The sequence below is a fragment of the Taibaiella helva genome (genome assembly GCF_003545695.1).
GTDB lineage: Bacteria > Bacteroidota > Bacteroidia > Chitinophagales > Chitinophagaceae > Taibaiella > Taibaiella helva.
This window is the reverse complement of record NZ_QUZZ01000004.1, coordinates 133,577-151,619: the sequence shown is the minus strand read 5'-3', so window position 1 is coordinate 151,619 and position 18,043 is coordinate 133,577. Positions and strand designations below refer to the sequence as shown.

The following is an 18,043-nucleotide window of genomic DNA, read 5'->3' as shown; positions in this document are numbered from 1 at the left end:
ATTAAAAAAGCAGTTGGACAGTCCTTGGACTGGCTATTGTCAGGCATCTTCCCAATCGGAAGGATACTTCTTGGAATAATCGTCGTCCTTCTCTTTATCTGTAGGATTGTCTTCCTGGTCGGAGGGGTATTTCTGGGTCTGGGCCTGATCTGTGATCACATCGGTGGGTGAAGGATCGCCACCGCCCTGGATGCCCAGGGAAGAATCTTTCCCCATTTGATTTTCGAGGAAAGCAGCGAAGAAGGGCCTTTGCAGGCCGGTGCTCTTTTTCATAACGGTTGTGTTTGGTGTTTGGTGAGATAAGCAATGCTACTTACATCCATTCGTCGTTATCGGAAGGCGCCTTCATGGTTTGTACAGAATCTTTGATCACGCTGGTCGGGCTGGGATTGTCTTCCTGGTCGGAAGGATATTTCATGGTTTGCGGCTGATCCGCCAGCACGCTTGTCGGCGAAGGATCATCGCCACCCTGAATAGATTGCCGGGCCTGGCTTTCAAGGAAAGAGGCAAAAAAAGGCTGGTGCAAACTGTTCGTCTTCTTTTTCATTTGGGTTTGATTTGGTGGATGAGAAAAGAGGAAACATTAAAGCTTATAGGGCAGGCTTAGATACCGTCTTCATCGCCGTCTGAAGGATATTTGTCGGTATGACGAATATCTGCAGCCGGTTTGGTTGTCGTGGCATCTTCCTGATCGCTGGGATATTTGTTGGTCTGGGCTTCCTCCAGGTCGGAAGGGAACTTAAGTGTTTGTCCGCCCTGGATGGCGGTTTCGGTTGTCCTCTTCAGCTGGTTTTCGAGAAATCCGGCAAAGAAAGGTTTTGCGAGGCCTTGTTCTTTTTTCATATTGTTTTGGTTTGGACGTTAGAAAAATACCACCCGTTACCGGCCTGGTATTACCGGTAACCGATTTTACTAAAACGTTACCGAAGTTAAAATCATTTTTTCTGAATAAAAAAATATTGGCTGAACTTTAGACGATAAACCACTGGTGCAAGAAGATAGAATTTATTTAAAAATAGTTATGTAAAATGGTGACAGATAATTGTCTGTATGTGAATTGGTTTTTAACCTGGGAAAAAGGCCAGGTGGAGCAGGTGCCGGTAAAGCCCTCTTTACCGCTGGTTATATCTGTTTGAAAGCGCGGCCCGGCCGGCTTGCAGGTGTCATGGAAATGTGCCCGAATTGGTTAAATTTGCTTCTTATGAACAATCGTAAAATCAACCCGCAGGATGCGCTGGATTACCACAGCCAGGGGCGTCCGGGAAAAATAAAAGTCGTTCCCACAAAGAATACCAAAACCCAGAGAGACCTTTCCTTAGCTTATTCCCCCGGTGTAGCCGAGCCTTGCCTGGCGATTAAAGACAATCCCGAAGATGTTTATAAATATACGGCCAAGGGTAACCTGGTTGCGGTGATCAGCAATGGTACCGCGGTGCTGGGCCTGGGCGATATAGGCCCCGAAGCCGGCAAGCCGGTGATGGAAGGAAAAGGGGTCCTGTTCAAAATATTTGCCGATATCGATGTATTCGACATCGAGCTGAATGCAAAAGGCGTTGAAGAATTCATCCAGGTCGTAAAAGCGCTGGAGCCTACTTTCGGCGGCATCAACCTGGAAGACATCAAAGCGCCGGAATGTTTTGAGATCGAGCGCCGACTGAAAGAAGAGCTGAACATACCGGTGATGCACGACGACCAGCACGGTACGGCGATCATATCGGCCGCGGCCCTGCTGAATGCGCTGGAGCTGGTGAACAAGAAGATCGAAGAGGTAACCTTCGTCGTGAACGGGGCCGGCGCGGCGGCTATTGCCTGTGCCAAGCTTTATGTCGCCCTGGGCGCCCGCCAGGAAAATATACTGATGCTCGACAGCAAGGGAGTACTTAATACTACACGCACGGGCCTCGATGCGTTGAAGCAGGAATTTGTACGCGATACGCCCATCAATACACTGGAAGAAGCCATGAAAGGCGCCGATGTCTTCATCGGGCTCAGCAAGGCCGGCGTATTGACGCAGGATATGGTGCGTTCCATGGCTACCCAGCCCCTGGTGTTTGCTATGGCCAATCCCGATCCCGAAATTACCTGGGAAGATGCGGTAGGCGCCCGTCCCGACGTGATCATGGCTACGGGGCGCAGCGACTATCCCAACCAGGTGAACAACGTGCTGGGCTTTCCTTTTATCTTCCGTGGCGCGTTGGACGTACGTTCCCGGCAGATCAATGAAGAAATGAAGCTGGCCGCCGTAAGGTCCCTGGCGGCGCTTACCCGCGAGCCTGTGCCCGATATGGTTACTATGGCTTATGGCGAGAAGAACCTTTCCTTCGGTCCGCAATATATTATTCCCAAGCCTCTCGATCCTCGTCTGCTCACAAGAGTAGCGCCTGCAGTGGCCAGGGCCGCTATCGAAAGTGGTGTGGCCCGCCAGCCCATCGAAGACTGGGAGAAGTATGAGCAGGAGCTGGCGGCACGCCTGGGTCTCGATAATTATGTCATACGGGTGCTCAACAATAAGGCCCGTAAAGATCCGCGCCGTGTGGTCTTTGCCGAAGCTGATAATGTAAAGGTGCTGAAGGCCGCGCAGATCGTGAAGGACGAAGGCATTGCGATGCCGATACTGCTGGGCAATGAGAAAAGGATCGAGCAACTGTTGTTTGAAAATAATATCGAGCTGAAAGGCGTACAGGTGATCGATCCCCGCAGCGATGAGATGATCGAGAAACGGAATCGCTTCGGCGAGCTTTTCTTTGAAAAGCGGCAGCGCAGGGGCTTCAATATCTACGAGGCCAAAAAGATCATGAAGGAGCGGAACTATTTTGGCTGCATGATGGTGGAGACGGGCGAAGCTGATGCGCTGATCAGCGGCCTTACCCGCAATTACCCCGATACGATAAGACCTGCGCTGGAAATCATCGGTATGGAAGAGGGTGTGAAAAAAGTAGCAGGCATGTACATCATCCTTCGCCCGCAGGGCCCGCTGTTCCTGGCAGATACGACGGTGAACCTGAACCCTACAGCCGAAGAGCTGGCCGATATCACGATGCTTACTGCTAAAGAAGTACGGCAGTTTAATATCGAGCCACGTGTGGCGATGCTGTCCTATTCCAATTTCGGCAGCAGCCGCACACCCGAGGCGATCATGGTGCGCGAGGCTTTGCAGCTGGTAAAGCAGGCCGATCCGGGGCTGGTAGTAGACGGCGAGATACAGGCTTCCATGGCCTTCAACAAGGAAGTGCTGAAAGACAGCTATCCCTTCTCCCCGCTGATCGACGGCGAGGTGAATACCCTCATCTTCCCCAATCTTTCAGCTGGTAATATTGCTTATAATCTGCTGATGGAAGTAGGCGGTTTTGAAGTGATCGGTCCTGTATTGCTGGGCCTCAGGAAGCCGGTGCACATCCTGCAGCTGGGCAGCAGCGTGCGGCAGATCTGCAGCATGGTGGCCATGGCCGTTATGGATGCGCAGGTGAAATGCACAAAATAAAGATTCAACAGGCAGTTGCCGCAGGCCTTAGCGTCTGCGGCGCTTCCACGAACAAGCAGCTACATGGCTTTATTTACGGTAACGACCCCTTTCAATATCGACCTGGAGTTCTCCCTGGCCGCTTTCCACAAGCGCATGTTCGCCTGGCTCATCGACCTGCTGGTGATCTTTATCTATTGCTATATCATGCTGTTCTTTATTTATGCCAACCTGATAACGGACTTCTCCTGGCGGGAGCAGACCCGCGACAATGTCCAGTCGGTGCTGGTGCTGTGTAGCGTGTCGATACCGGTGATGCTGTACCATCTGCTGTTTGAAGTATTCATGAATGGCAGAAGCCCTGGCAAATGGATGCTGGGCATCAAGGTCATGAATCGTGAAGGGGCTTCGGCTACTTTGTCGCAGCTGCTGCTGCGCTGGGTCCTGTGCCTGCCCAACTATTTCCTGATCATGGTGATATGGGCCTATAATCCCTTTTTTCTGCTGGTGATTGCTATGCTGCTGGGCGTTACTGCGCTGCCTGATATTATCTGCATTGCCGTATCGTCCAAGTCGCAGCGTCTGGGCGACCTGGCTGCAGGAACGGTGGTGGTGGACACGCGTTACCGCATGGATATCGCCGAAACCATTTATGTCGCGGTAGAGGCCGAAGGCTATGAGCCGCAGTACCCGCAGGTGCTTAAGCTTTCCGACCGCGATATCAATGGTATCCGAAACCTGCTGACGGATAAGCTGAGCAAGGAGTCGGAAAATTATATCTATCGCGTAGCCTACCGTATTGAAGAGGTGCTGCAGATCAAGATGAACAGCGAGCCTGTTGATTTTCTCCGTACTCTGCTCAAAGATTACAATTACCTCACGCAGCACCAGGGCGAGGCCGACAGGCATTGATGTCAATGATCTTTAAAACGAAACTATTTTGAACTACCTCGGACACGCCTTGCTATCTTTCAAGCATCCCGAAATCCTGGCCGGCAATATGATCGGCGATTTCGTGAAAGGATCGAAGGCGCTGGACAATTTTCCCGAAGGCATCAGGCAGGGCCTGCTGCTGCACCGCAAGATCGATAGCTTTGCCGATGCACATCCTGCTACCTTGAAGGCAAAGAACCTGTTCCGTCCCGACTACAGGCTTTATTCAGGCGCTTTTGTCGACAGTCTTTACGATCACTTCCTGGCCAACGATCCACATTACTTCGCCAGGGAAAAGGACCTCTTCGATTTTGCCCGCGAAGTATATGAAACCCTGCAACAATACGGGGAGCTGCTGCCCGAAGGCTTCAGACGGATGCTCCCATACATGGTCAGCGACAACTGGCTGTACAGCTACCGTACCCTGAAGGGCATGCAAAATGCCTTCAGAGGACTTGCCCGCAGGGCGCAATATATCGAGAGCAGCGATAAAGCTTACGAGATACTGGTCGGCCATTATTACGAGCTCAACCAATACTACTTCGACTTTATGGATGACGTTTCCGTATATGTCAAAAATGAGTTAAACGGGATATCCCCAGGGTTATAGCTTGTACCTTTGCCGCTTCGGCGTTACATTTACGGGTTATTTTTTGCTTATCATGATCAGAGCTTTTTTCAGGGTACCCTTTTTTCTATTATCCTTTTGTTTCTTTTTTGTTGCCTGTCAGACGGTTTCCGAGCAGAATGCCCAGGCCAGCCCCGCGCTCAGCCCGCCGGATAACGCATTTTCAACCATAAAGCTTGGCTTTGCCGACACCAGCTCGGAGGAAGGGCAGACCCTGATCCGCCGCCTGGATTCTTTCTACCGCCGGGAAGTAGGGGCGGGCTTCAATGGCAGCGTGCTGGTGGGCTACAAAGGCAAGATCCTTTACGAACGCTACTTCGGTTATTGCAACCGTGCAGAAGGTACCCAGCTATGCGCGCAGAATCCCAGCCAGCTGGCCTCTACTTCAAAGCCTTTTACCGCTACTGCTGTACTGTGGCTGCACCAGAACCGCTACCTCGATATCAACCAGCCGGTGCAGAAATACCTGAAAGACTTTCCCTATCCCGACATTACCATCGCTATGCTGCTGTGCCAGCGCAGCGGCCTGCCCGATTATACCAAAATGGGTAACCGTTACTGGAAAAGCGATGCACCGATGTACAACGAAGACCTGCTGCAGATCTTTGCCAAATACCAACCCCGCCTCAATGCCCGGCCCAATACGCGCTTTGAATACAGCAACACCAATTTCGCCATGCTGGCGCGGGTTATCGAAGAGGTAGCCAAAATGCCCTACAAGCAGTTCATGAAAGAGTTCATTTTCGAGCCCCTGGGGATGAAGCATACTTTTGTATATGATCCTGCTGAGCGTGGGCGTTACAATGATATGATTACCCAAAGCTACCAGTACAACTGGTCGGTGTATAAAGAAACCAACGAAGACGGTGTGTATGGCGACAAGGGTATTTACAGTACGGTGGAGGATATGTACCGCTGGGACCAGTCATTTTACAACCATACGCTGCTGAACGAAAAAACATTGCGTATGGCTTATACCGGCTATTCCAATGAAAGGCCGGGCATCAAGAACTATGGCTACGGCTGGCGCATGCTCAACTTTCCCGACGGCTACAAGATCATTTATCACAACGGCTGGTGGCACGGCAACAATACCGTATTCTACCGCTTCGTGAAAGATAATTTTACCATTATTGTGCTGGGCAATAAATACAACAGCAAGATATACGGGCATGCCAAATCGATCTACAGCATTGTTAAGAATACCAGCGAGCATTCCGGTATCGAATGGGAAGAGAGCGGTAGTCCGAAGGAAGAATAAGACCAGCAATGGACAAAATATAGCTGAAGCCAGGCCATGAGCCTGGCTTCCTTTTTGTGCTCTGGTTGCCGCTCGTATTGCGCATTAAGATCACAGCGAGGGTGATGTGTATCTTTCTCTCGGCGAGTGAAAATTTAAAGTCTTGACTTCCTGATGAGGAAAAAATAGTGATCCTTCGGTTCCTTCGGAGACCTCGGGATGACAGTCGCTTTTGTATTCTGGTTTTATCCCTCCGGGAAACTTTTTAGAAAAAAAGCAAGAAAAATTTTGTCATTACGAAAAGTGTCGTACATTTGCTACGAATATATTCGTAATTGAAATCAAAAGTGATGAAGAACATTAAGCCTACAGAAAGCGAGCTGGAGATCCTCAATGTGATCTGGGACAAGGGACAGGCTACCGTAAGGGACGTGCACGAAGTTCTGGAAACCCAGAAACAATCGGGCTATACGACTACATTGAAACTGATGCAGATCATGTACGAAAAAGGATTGCTTGAACGTGAAGCATCCGGGAAGTCGCATGTGTACACGGCGACAATCGAACGTGAGGAAGCTCAGGGTCAGATGCTGCAGCGTATGATCGACAATGTATTCAGCGGCTCGGCCTCCCAGCTGGTGATGCAAGCTTTAGGTCATCACAAATCTTCGCCCGAGGAGATCGAAGCGATCAGGGAATACCTGAAGACGCTGGAATAGCTCCGGGGCAAGTCCGAACCTTGAATTTCATTATCCTCAAACCAATAGATCATGAATGGAATTGCCGGATTTCAACAACCGTTGATGCAGGCGTTGGGCCTGGCTGTGCTGCATTCGATATGGCAGGGTATGCTCTTGTTCTGTCTGCTGAAGCCTGCCCTGGGTATGATTTCGGAGCGCCGCGCGGTGCTGCGCTACCGGATCACTTACTGTGCCCTCGTGTTGCTCTTCGGTCTTTTCCTTTATGATTTTGTTTCTGAATGGCGGCTGTCTATGGCCTTACAGGAGCTGTCGATGCAAATGTATCACACACCTGAGCCGCCGGCCACAGTTACCGCCGTATCCTGGCAGGATAGCCTGCTGATCAGCTATGTCACCTTGTTTCGCCGGTACACGCCGGTGCTGGCGCTGCTCTATGCTTCGGGCCTGCTGCTCCTGAGCTTTAAGCTCATCCGCGAGCTGTTGCAGGTGCGCTACCTGCGCCGCCAGGTGATGCTTCCCGAAAGCTTGCTGCAGGAGCGTTTCCTTGAATTGAAAGAACAGACGGGTATCCGCAGGACGGTTACGCTCGGCTTGTCGCAGCAGGTGCAGGTACCGCTGATGCTGGGGCACCTGAAGCCCATGATCCTGCTGCCCCTGTCGCTGGTCACCCGGCTGGACGCACAGCAGCTCGAGGCTATATTGCTGCACGAGCTGGCGCACATCCGCCGCCACGATTATCTCTGGAATATCCTGCAGATGGTCATGGAGACCCTGCTCTTCTTCAATCCCGTGACCTGGTGGCTCAGTTCCGTGATCCGCGAAGAACGTGAACACTGCTGTGACGACTATGTTTTAAAAAGCACGCAGAAATCATTGCCCTATGCCCGGGCCTTGCTGGCCCTGGAAGAATACCGCCTTGCCCGCTACACAGCTGTGATGCAGGCTACCGGTAACAAGAAAAACTCATTACTGAACCGTATAAAGAGAATGACAGCTATGAAACAGCCTAAAGAAAAATCACAGAAAATACTGGCAACTGTTACGATCGTCGTTTTGCTGGCCGCTATGGCTTGCTTCGCTACCGCGTTCGGCCAGGACAACAAAGAAAAGAAGTCTAAAAAATCGTTGACCAAGGCATACTCAAAAAACAAAATAACCGTTGTTGACGAGGATGGGAAGGTCAATACCTATCATGCCGGTGACAGCACCGAAGTGGCGGAAGCGCTGAAGGCTGTGCCCAGCGCCATGGCCCTGGCTGAAGATGCAATGAAAGCAGTGGATTGGAAGCAGATCGGCGAAACCGTCAACCAGTCGGTAAGCCAGGCCATGGAGCAGGTCAATGCCTCGGTGGACTGGGACGCTATCCAGAAGAATACAGATGAAAGCATCCGCAAGGCAACCGAATCGGTGAACTGGAACGATATTCAGCAGAAAGTGGACGATGCGATGAAACAGGTAGACTGGGATGCTATACAGGCCAGCGTGGATCAGGCTATGAAAAAAGCTGGTGCATCGGCTAAAGATGTCGACTGGGCGGAGATACGCAAGGATATGGACGAGGCCAAGGCAGAAGTGGCCCAGGCCATGAGCGAAGCGAAGGCTGAAATGAGCCAGGTCGACCGTAACGAAATACGCGAGGCGCTGAAGGAAGCCCGGAGAGAGACCCGCAAGGCTTTGAGAGAGGCCAGGGAAGAAACTAGGAAGGCAATGAGGGAAGCGCAGGAGGAGACCCGCAAGGCGATGGAGGAGGCGCAGGCAGAAATGCAGGATGGCAAAGACACTGAGTAAAAGGATTTAACCAAAAACATTAAGCCGGTGTTTGCCCCCAATACAGACGCCGGTTCCATAGAGCCAATAAAACAATAACCCGCAGGTAATTAATTCATGGAATTAGTTACAGGCCTTTTATTACCATCATGGAATGCCCGAAATGTCATTCAGATAAAAAAATAAAGGCAGGTATCGTCAACAAGCGTCAGCGGTACAAATGCAAATCCTGCTCTTTCTATTACACCGTAGCGTTCAAAGCCGGGATCACGCCGAAGCTGAAGCGGCTCGCCCTGGTGATGTACCTGCAAGGATTGGGGCCCAACCATATCAGCAAAGCGCTTGGCGTCAGCAGCGCTACTGTACTGAACTGGATCAAGGCTTTTGGCCTGAACGCCGGTGAGCTGCCCAGCGTACGACAGGACGTAAAGCAGGTAGCGCCGGACGAGATGCATACCTACATCAGCTCCCGGCGGAGCAAGGGTGGCGCGGGCATGATGCTCATTAGCTGGGAGGAGGGCGGCTACAAAGTATTGCTGACCACGGGCGCTTCCACAGACGAGGAATGCAAAGCTGCTCCCTGCTGATCATTACCCTTTGCTGGTTTCATTGGCCGGCTTCCCGGTAGTTCGGGGAATCAGTGCTACGGTAATGTTGAATAGGATCAGCCAGGAGTATAACCATAAGGCAATAGTGTTTAAAATCCCGTCCGGTAAACCAAAACCTGTTGACTGAAATGAGCAACGATCTCTTGTAACGTTTCCTGAACGGGGATGCGGTACCCCCCAGTACCTTTATGCGTTCGTCCGTTCTTCTTAATTGTAATCTTTACTGAAGCAACCGATGCATAGCCGGTGCACATCCGTGTGCCGCTAAGCATAGGTCTGTTCTATAACGAAACCCAACCAGCAATGAGAGAGCACCACCCCTTGTTTGACTTTCCCCGCAACCTAAAAAGACAGCTACGGATCTTTCCGGTATGCCTGATCCTGTTGCTGTTGCACAGCGCCTTTGCCCGGCTGAATGCGCAGGAGGCGGAGAACGCAGGTTTGTATACGCTTGAAGGCTGGCTGACGGACAGCAGCAATCATGAAGCCGTTGGCTTTGCCACGGTCACTTTATACGATACTGTGCGCCGGCAAATCGCAGCGGAGATCGCAGACAGTGGCGGCCATTTTCTCATGAAAGACTTACCTGCAGGCCCTTACAGCCTGGAAGCTACTTTCCTTGGTTATGAGACGACCAGGATAGCGCCGGTGCACATCAGCAATGCCTCGCTTAACCTGGGCAGCATAGGGATGAAGCCCGAAAAGCAGAACCTCGGAACCGTAACCATTACTGCCACCAAAGCGCTGATACAGGATAAGGGCGACAGGATCGTTTATAATACGGAGAATGATATTACCAACTCGGGAGGAGTGGCCTCGGATGTGCTGCGGAAGGTACCCGGTGTCTCCGTCGATCCCGGCGGGCAGGTAGCGCTTCGTGGCAGCTCGAATATCAAAGTGCTGATCAACGGCAAGCCCTCCAGCATTATGGCCCGTAACCTGGGCGATGCGCTGAAGATGATCCCTGCCAATACCATCAAGTCCATCGAGATCATGACCACGCCCTCCGCTCGTTTCGATGCCGAAGGCGCCGGTGGTGTGATCAATATCATTACCAAAAAAGGACTGAAGGGTACTACCGGAAATGTCAATATCACCGGCGGCAACTTTGAGCAGGGCATAGGTGGTATGCTGGGCTTTAAAACGGATAAGCTGGAGACGAATTTTTCCTTCAACCTGAAGCGGGAACGGGAAAAGAGCAAGGCGGAACGTAGCCGTTCCATGCTTTATGAAGGCACCCGGGTCAATACGCTTTTCCAAACAGAAGACAAGGATAACACGTCAACCACGGGCTTTGCGGAGCTGAACATGAACTATACACCGGACACGCTTAACACGATTGGTTTCGCGGCCAATATATGGGGCGGTGAATGGCCCAGCAACCGTACAGGTTACTCAAAGCTGACCAACGATACGCTGAACAGGGTGATGGAAGAGTATACCCAGGCGACCCGCTTCAAGAACCCCTACTATAACGTCGAGCTGAACCTGAGCTATAACCGTAAGATGAAACGGCCGGGCCGTGAATTTTCCCTGCTGGGACAATACAGCTATATGATCGATAACTATCCTTACACTACCGATCAGCTCAATATGGCCAACCAGCTTACCTACCGGGAGCACAATACCAATAAAAGCCACAATGGCGAATGGACCCTGCAGGGCGATTACACACATCCTATAGGCAAGCATGTGCTGGAGTTAGGAGCCAAGGGCATTATCCGTACAGCCAGCAGCGACTACCGCGTGGAAAGCTCGGAGGCCGGAGGAGATCCCGCCCAGCTGCTGCCCAACCCTGCGAGGACCAATGTCTTTGATTATACACAAGGGGTTGGCAGCGCCTATGCCTCGCTCAAGCTGAATTTTAGTAAGGATTGGATGCTGGTGGCCGGCGGGCGTGTTGAGTATACTTATGTCAAAGGCGACTTCAAAACGAACAACACATCCTTCGACACACGCTATACCAATTGGATACCCAGCATTATACTTTCCAGAAAATTCGGCGGGATGCATACCATCAAGGCCAGCTATACCCAGCGTATCTTCAGGCCGCAGGTATGGTCGCTCAATCCCTTTATCGATGCCAGCGATCCTAAAAACCAGTTTACCGGCAATCCCAATCTCAAACCCGAGCTGAATCATGTTGTTGAGTTTTCCTACAACCTGACTACCAAGGGCGGCGCCAATATCAATACGACACTGTATGGACGCAGGCTGAACAATTCCATAGAAGAGGTGGCCACACCGCTGAGCGATGGGGCCTGGCTGACCCGCAAAGAGAATATAGGCAATATGACCCGCTATGGTATTTCAGAATCCGCTTCGGTCGATATTACGAAGCAGTGGTCGGTGAACGGCGACCTTGACCTGGAACATGTGAGCTTCAAAAGCCCGGCCTGGGAGAACACCGGCTGGATATTCAGGACCAATCTCAATATGACCTACCGGCTTCCCAAAGACTATACCCTGCAGGCCTCGGGTGGCTGGAATACCGGCTGGATCTGGTTCCAGGGGCGCAATTATGGCTGGCACTATTATATGATAGGCGCAAAGAAAGAATTCTGGAACAAGAATGCCAGCATCACCGTTAATATCGCCAATCCGTTTGAGACCAACCTGAGGGTAAGAGTGAAGGAAGAGCGCCCCAACTCGGTAGCCTCAACCCATATCGATTTCGTCCGTCCTTCGTTCCGGCTCACCTTCGCCTGGAAATTCGGGCAGCTCTCCGATGGCGGAAGCAAGAAGGTGAAAAAGGTGGAGAATGATGACAAGACACGCTAGGATGACGAGTTACTGCCGGTAACCTTATTTCTTTTCTGCCGATCCTTTACGGCCGATGTTGAACAGGCGGTAAGCCAGCAGCACACCGGCTTCTTCCGGCTTGGTATAAGTGTAGGTGTCGCGCGGTACAATTTCTTTCCCATTGCGGTCGAGCACATAATAGGTGACCGTTTTCTTGGTACCGCTGCTGCCGAACTTCAGGGTAACTTCCGGCGCCAGCACATTGCCGGCTACCCAGTTGATGTTGCAGCGCTTGAGCCGGTCTATCAGCTTGGCATCGGCTCCGCCCAGGACTTTTAGCCGCAGGTTGGGCTGCAGGTCCGAATAGGGAAGCAGCTGCGGGAAATTAGTATAAAAGGAATACAGGCTTTCATTATACTCGCTGATGCTTTTCCTTTTCTGTGCGCATTCGGCCAGCGCTTCGTAAGTACGGGCCACGAACAGCTTCTCATACTCCATATCCGTGCGCTCGTGGTTAAGGATATCGTAGAGCACCTGCTGGGCTTCTTTATAATTTCCCTTTTTCATCTGCAGCCGGGCAATATAGAGCTTGAAATATTTTTTGATCAGCTTGCGCTGATCGTCTTTCAGCTCATCCTGGAAACGCTGTGTAAAAAAGTTGGTGCTGAAGTCGCGCATCAGGTACCAGATCTCGTCCCAGGTAACCGTGCTCTCCGTGGAGAACAGCCGGTAGATCACCAGGTCGCGCTCGGGGTTCATGGCAAACTGGTTGACGATAAGATATTGCAGCAGGTATTTGCTGCTCGACTCCTCCGCTACTTTGGTCAGGGCCGAGGGCGTGTACCACCAGCCTTTATTTTCAAACTTGATCTGCTGCAGCCGGCCGATATTGTTCATCAGCTTTACCAGGTTAATGCTGAAGTCGTAATGGCTTTGGCCCAGCGTCGTTCCGATATGGACCTCCTTAAACGCCTCTGCTTTCTTTATGTAACGCTCGCTTTCGGCAATGTCGCCGTAATAAGCGCAGCAACGCGCCAGGGCGATGTTGTACCAGCCGAATCCCGGCGTTGAGCCCACCGCCTTGATCATATCCTTCATATCCTGGATGCCCTTTTTGGGATTGGCTTTGTAGATATTGAGGATCGAGCTGTAGTAAGCCCATTCCTGCAGCCGCTTGTCGCCTACGTCCTGGGTACTGGCGATCTCATATTCCTTTTCGGCCTGCCTGAAATTGCCGCAGATGGCCAGGAACGTCGCATAGTTATTATGCGAAAAGACCGGCGTCTCTTTCATCAGGTTGTAATAACGTGTTGCCGAATCGATATTGAGGGCGTAGCTGTACAGGATCGCCTTGTAGTGATAGACGCCTTGCCTTGCCGCCGTTTCATAGCCGGGAAAGAAGGCTTCATTCAATTGCTTGTCGAGCCGGATCTTCCGGAAGGCCGAATCCAGGTAACGGTTGGCCAGCTGCTCGTTCTGGCTGATGCTGTTTTTCAGGAAAGAATATTTGGCAGTGGTATAGAAGCGGTTGCGGTGTACCGTCCAGGCCAGGTAATCGTATGCCTGCAGGAAGCCCTCGTTTTGAAAGTTCCATTTCAGCGCTTTGCGCAGTACGTTGAAGGCATCCTGGGGCTGCTCTACATTGTTGTAGCAATCCACAAGGTTATAGGCAATGATGGAATAATCCATCTGGAAACGGTATGCCGGGTAATAGGTCATCAGGTCTGCGCTACGCGTTCGCAGCATACGTGCATAGTCGCGTTCCAGCTGGCCGAGCGCTTTCTTCAGGGGAACTATAGCATTTTTGTAGCCCAGGAAATCGGCAGCATGATTCACCTTGTACATACCCTCGTACATCCAGCCGACATAGTAGCTGCTGTCGGTACGGATAAATTCCCGGGAGCGGGGCAGGGCATCGTTGCTGTTGAAATCGGTGCCCATTCTTTTGGCGTCGATCTCGTATCGTTTCTGCTGATTGCGGGGATGGTTTACCGGAATCAGCTGGGCCTGGGCCTGTTCCGCATAAACCAGGATGAAGAATAAGAAAAAAGCAAAATACCGGGCGATCTGTTGTAACATTAATTTTTCCTGGATATTGATACAGTCCAATAACCAAAAATACCGAAATTCAACAGCGGAAGAAAATTTTCTTGGCGCTGCGGCAAAGGCAACGGGCAGGTCTGCCGGCGGCGACCGCAATATTGACAGCGCTCCGCTGCCCGATATTTAGCTACCTTCGCGGAGAGATGATTGCACCCGAGTCCATACAACAGGTCATTAACCGAAGCGATATCGTAGAGGTGATCGGCCAGTTCCTGAAGTTGCGGAAGAGAGGAACCAATTATATTGCGAACTGTCCTTTTCACAACGAAAAATCACCGTCCTTTAATGTCAACCCGGCCAAAGGGATCTATAAATGCTTTGGTTGCGGGAAAGGCGGCGACGTGGTGTCCTTTGTGGAGGAGTATGAAAAATTTTCCTTTGTAGAGGCGATCCGCTGGCTGGCCAACTATTACCAGATAACCCTCAACGAGACCGAAGCGCCGGAAGAGTATAAGCACCACCAGCAGATCGAAGAGAGCCTGCGCATTATCAACGAATTTGCCGCGCAGTATTTCCAGGATATCCTGGCCAACAACGAAGAAGGCCAGCTTATCGGCGGCAGCTATTTCCGCGAGCGGGGTTTCCGGCAGCATATTATCGACCAGTTCCGGCTGGGCTACTGCCTCGACAAATGGGACGGTTTTGTCACAGAGGCCTTATCCAAAGGCTACAGCCAGGAATTGCTGGAAAAAGCCGGGCTGATCAAAGCACGGGATGGCCGCCCTTACGACAACTATAAGGGCCGTGTCATCTTTCCCATCTTCAGCGCTACCGGCCGTATCCTCGGCTTCGGCGCCCGTATCCTCAAAAAGACGGATCATGCGCCTAAATACGTCAATTCTCCCGAGAACGAGCTGTATGTAAAGAACAAGGTGCTTTATGGCCTATACCAGTCGCGGCAAAGCATCAGCAAGCAGGATGAATGTTTCCTGGTAGAAGGCTACACTGATGTGATCTCCCTGCACCAGGCCGGCGTTACCAATGTGGTAGCCTCCAGCGGTACCTCGCTTACCGAAGGTCAGCTGAAGCTCATCAGCAACCTGACCAAAAATCTGACAATCCTCTACGACGGCGATGCGGCGGGTATCAAAGCTGCTATGCGCGGCCTGGACATGGCTCTCGCCGAAAGCTTTAATGTAAAGCTGGTATTGCTCCCCGACGGTGAAGACCCCGATAGCTTTGTGCAGCAATCGGGCGCCGAAGCGTTCAATGCCTATGTCGCGGAGCACAAGCGCGACGTTATCGGTTTCCGGCTCGAAGTGGGCATGAAGGAAGCCGGCAACGATCCGATGAAAAAGTCGCAGCTGGTCAACGAGATCGCCGAGACGATATCCAGGATCAACAAGACAGAAGACTTTACCCTGCAGCAGCACTATATACGCGAAAGCGCTACCCAGCTGCAGATCGACGAGCAGGGACTTATCAACCTGGTCAATAAATTCATACGGGAACGCCTGCAGCAGGAGCAGCGCCAGCAGGAGCGCAGGCAATCGCAGGAAGCGGCTCTGCCCGATGAGCCTTTAGTCTATGTGGACGAAGCCACCGGCGAGTCGATGGTGATCGACGTGGTGCAGAAGGATCACCGCGAAGAGTGGCAGCTATTGCGCATCCTGCTCGAGTATGGCGATAAACCCTATAAAGACGCCGGCACGGTAGCGCAGCTCTTCTTTGAGACCATTGATCTGGACCTGATCGAGAACACGCTGGCCCGGCAAATGGTGACCGAATACCATGAATACTGGGCCCAGAATCACCTGCTCCCCGATCAGAAATATTTTACCAGTCATACTGATCGCAATATCCGCCAGAAGGCTGCCGACCTGCTCCATACGAATTATGCTCCCAGCCTTAACTGGCAGGAGAAGCACCGTATAGAGGTGCTGCATGGCGACCAGATCTATGAAGAGGAGATCGAAAGCACCTTTGCCTACTTCGAGCTGAAGCTGCTGCGCCGCCTGCTCAACGAGAATATGAAGCAGATGCAGCACGAAAAGGACGTACAGAAGATCATGACCCTGATGAAGGCCCATCAAAGCCTGAAGCAGCGGGAGAAAGAGCTGATGGCTATCGTGATCATCCGGTAAACAGGTAGGGCCTTGCATGCAAGGCCCTACCTGTTTACCGGATACAATGTCCTGTATTCTCTTATTTTACTCCTGTCCGCTCCTGACCAGGCGCAGCGTGGTGACACCTCCCTGGAAATAAAGCTTCACGTAATAAAGCCCCTGGGGCACAGCGCTGAGGTCTAGACTTATGGTATTGCCTGTTGAGAGCGGTTTTTTCCGGTATACCTGTCTGCCCGCAATGTCATATAGTGCAGCTGCCGAGGGCATTTCGGGCACCAGGATATTGCAGCGGTCGCCGGCCGCCGGGTTGGGATAGATATACGCTCCGGGCCGCCCGTTGCGGATGGGCACGATCACGGAGTAATGTTTTTTGCCGTCCCTGTCTTCCTGTTCCAGCCGGTAAAAGGAGGCGCCGGGCAGCGGCGCGGCGTCGGTATACCGATAGGTTCTTTTCTCCTGGCTGGAAGGGCTGCCGGGAACAGTTCCGATAGCCGTCCAGCTTTTCTGATCGCTGCTCCGCTGGATGGTAAAGCGAAGGTTATCTGTTTCCGACGCAGTAGACCATTCCAGGTTTACCTCTCCCGCTGCAAGCGCGCCTTTGAAGTAGAGCAGGGTTACCGGCAATATTTGCTGGCAGGGTACATCTGTTCCCAGCAAGCTGTATTGGAATAGCCCGGCGCGGATATTGTTGATGAGCGCAATGTTATCGGTCGTATTACCATTGCCGGGTGTTTCGCTGGCAGATGCGGCGTTGAGAAAATGGCTGCTGAAATAATAGCTGCCGCAATCGAAATAGACCACCGTATTGGCTGCTGTTCCCGCATAGCCGTTGAAGGAGGACAGGCTTACCTCGGCGAAGGTGGGAAACACCGTAAACACATTGCCCACCGTAGGCGTGCTGAAACCGAAGCCATGAAAGAAGGTGCCATCAGGACGACGTACCTGGATCGCATCTCCGTTATTGGCCAGCCCGATCTGACCGGTCCAGTTGGCTCCCAGGGGCGGGATGGTGCCGGCAGTGCAGGTGTAGCTCGTAGACGTGGCATTAGGGCTGCCGCTGCAGGCTCGTAATAAGCTGCTGGTCCCGGGTATATAATAAGTAAATCCACCGTTTTCAATATGCGCTACGTCCTGTCCGTTGATGTCCAATTGCCGGAAGGTCCATGCCGGATTGACATCGGCAGCATTGTAGATCACGATGAGGGCGCCGATAGGTACCGCAGCAAGGGTGTCGCTGGGTGCGAAACGGAAATGGCCGTTGGCAATACCGGGAGCCACACCACCGGTCAGCTGGAAGTCCCCGTTGTTATCGTCGATGATCCAGTCGCGCAGATCCACAGTGCCGGAAGCCTGTGTGGCGCTGCCTACAACAAGCAATTCGATGAACTCCTGTGCGCCTGCGGGCCCTTGTGAAATTTCGTTAACGATGATACCCTGTGCCGGTAACGTCCCGGTGAAAATGGTAGCCGTCAGGACGGTTAACACGACTGGCAGTACAACTCTTTTCATAAAGGTTTGGTTTGGTTACCTATAAATTACAATCCTTCTGCGTTTTGGCTGACCCTGACCTGCTACCGGCCATTCCTAATTGCCGGCTTTTAGCTGCCGTACCCCTTACGGAACAATAAGGTAAGGAGACATTCGCCTGGCAATCTGTTGGTTAGCGCAATATCTGTCGCCGATGTTCACGTGTTGTTAAATTTTCAGGATTAAACAGGGTTTGTTTTCCGCTAAATAGCCTGTAAACAATGGGTTTTCTATGAAAAATGAATACATATTTTTTGTTTTTTTGAGC

14 protein-coding genes are annotated in these 18,043 nt (G+C 51.8%); 9 read left to right on the top strand and 5 right to left on the bottom strand.

The features are described 5' to 3' along the window. Positions 1 to 39: 39 nt before the first annotated feature. From DZC79_RS08395 to DZC79_RS08385, 3 genes are read right to left on the bottom strand one after another with little or no spacing between them, the layout of a single operon-like run. Positions 40 to 273, bottom strand: coding sequence for a microviridin/marinostatin family tricyclic proteinase inhibitor (locus DZC79_RS08395; RefSeq protein ID WP_118951114.1), 234 nt, complete (start codon positions 271 to 273; stop codon positions 40 to 42). 40 nt (positions 274 to 313) lie between these two features. Next, the gene (locus tag DZC79_RS08390; RefSeq protein WP_118951113.1) at positions 314 to 547 is read right to left on the bottom strand and encodes a microviridin/marinostatin family tricyclic proteinase inhibitor; all 234 of its coding nucleotides are present in this window, start codon (positions 545 to 547) and stop codon (positions 314 to 316) included. Positions 548 to 603: 56 nt separating this feature from the next. Next, complete coding sequence (locus DZC79_RS08385) at positions 604 to 843, bottom strand: microviridin/marinostatin family tricyclic proteinase inhibitor (protein WP_118951112.1); 240 nt, start codon at positions 841 to 843, stop codon at positions 604 to 606. Between the two features lie 358 nt (positions 844 to 1,201). Here DZC79_RS08385 and DZC79_RS08380 point away from each other — a divergent pair, with 358 nt between their 5' ends. The 8 genes from DZC79_RS08380 to DZC79_RS08340 all read left to right on the top strand — a co-directional run bounded on the left by DZC79_RS08380 (position 1,202) and on the right by DZC79_RS08340 (position 12,118). Then, positions 1,202 to 3,481 (top strand): NADP-dependent malic enzyme, encoded by a 2,280-nt coding sequence (locus tag DZC79_RS08380; protein WP_118951111.1) that lies wholly within the window; start codon positions 1,202 to 1,204, stop codon positions 3,479 to 3,481. Between the two features lie 63 nt (positions 3,482 to 3,544). Then, the gene (locus tag DZC79_RS08375; RefSeq protein ID WP_118951110.1) at positions 3,545 to 4,372 is read left to right on the top strand and encodes an RDD family protein; all 828 of its coding nucleotides are present in this window, start codon (positions 3,545 to 3,547) and stop codon (positions 4,370 to 4,372) included. Positions 4,373 to 4,400: 28 nt separating this feature from the next. Continuing rightward, positions 4,401 to 5,003 carry an acyl carrier protein phosphodiesterase gene (locus DZC79_RS08370; RefSeq protein ID WP_157977009.1) on the top strand — a complete coding sequence of 201 codons (603 nt, stop codon included), beginning with the start codon at positions 4,401 to 4,403 and terminating at the stop codon, positions 5,001 to 5,003. Positions 5,004 to 5,055: 52 nt separating this feature from the next. Next, a complete protein-coding gene (locus DZC79_RS08365; RefSeq protein ID WP_118951108.1) occupies positions 5,056 to 6,282 on the top strand; it encodes a serine hydrolase domain-containing protein in 1,227 nt (408 codons plus the stop codon). 329 nt (positions 6,283 to 6,611) lie between these two features. After that, positions 6,612 to 6,980 carry a BlaI/MecI/CopY family transcriptional regulator gene (locus DZC79_RS08360; protein ID WP_118951107.1) on the top strand — a complete coding sequence of 123 codons (369 nt, stop codon included), beginning with the start codon at positions 6,612 to 6,614 and terminating at the stop codon, positions 6,978 to 6,980. A gap of 51 nt (positions 6,981 to 7,031) precedes the next feature. Continuing rightward, positions 7,032 to 8,750, top strand: coding sequence for a M56 family metallopeptidase (locus tag DZC79_RS08355; RefSeq protein WP_118951106.1), 1,719 nt, complete (start codon positions 7,032 to 7,034; stop codon positions 8,748 to 8,750). Positions 8,751 to 8,878: 128 nt separating this feature from the next. Continuing rightward, positions 8,879 to 9,316 carry a transposase-like zinc-binding domain-containing protein gene (locus DZC79_RS08350; protein ID WP_118951105.1) on the top strand — a complete coding sequence of 146 codons (438 nt, stop codon included), beginning with the start codon at positions 8,879 to 8,881 and terminating at the stop codon, positions 9,314 to 9,316. 324 nt (positions 9,317 to 9,640) lie between these two features. Further along, a complete protein-coding gene (locus DZC79_RS08340; protein WP_118951103.1) occupies positions 9,641 to 12,118 on the top strand; it encodes a TonB-dependent receptor in 2,478 nt (825 codons plus the stop codon). Positions 12,119 to 12,142: 24 nt separating this feature from the next. Here DZC79_RS08340 and DZC79_RS08335 read toward each other — a convergent pair whose 3' ends face one another. Next, entirely contained in the window at positions 12,143 to 14,158 is a 2,016-nt protein-coding gene (locus DZC79_RS08335) for a hypothetical protein (RefSeq protein WP_118951102.1), read from the bottom strand. A 167-nt stretch (positions 14,159 to 14,325) separates the two neighbouring features. Between DZC79_RS08335 and dnaG the strand changes: the two genes are divergently transcribed. Continuing rightward, on the top strand, positions 14,326 to 16,266 hold the full coding sequence (gene dnaG / locus DZC79_RS08330) for a DNA primase (protein ID WP_118951101.1): 1,941 nt from the start codon (positions 14,326 to 14,328) through the stop codon (positions 16,264 to 16,266). A gap of 66 nt (positions 16,267 to 16,332) precedes the next feature. Here the strand turns inward: dnaG and DZC79_RS08325 are convergent, their stop codons facing one another. Further along, positions 16,333 to 17,757 carry a T9SS type A sorting domain-containing protein gene (locus DZC79_RS08325; RefSeq protein WP_118951100.1) on the bottom strand — a complete coding sequence of 475 codons (1,425 nt, stop codon included), beginning with the start codon at positions 17,755 to 17,757 and terminating at the stop codon, positions 16,333 to 16,335. Positions 17,758 to 18,043: the final 286 nt, after the last annotated feature.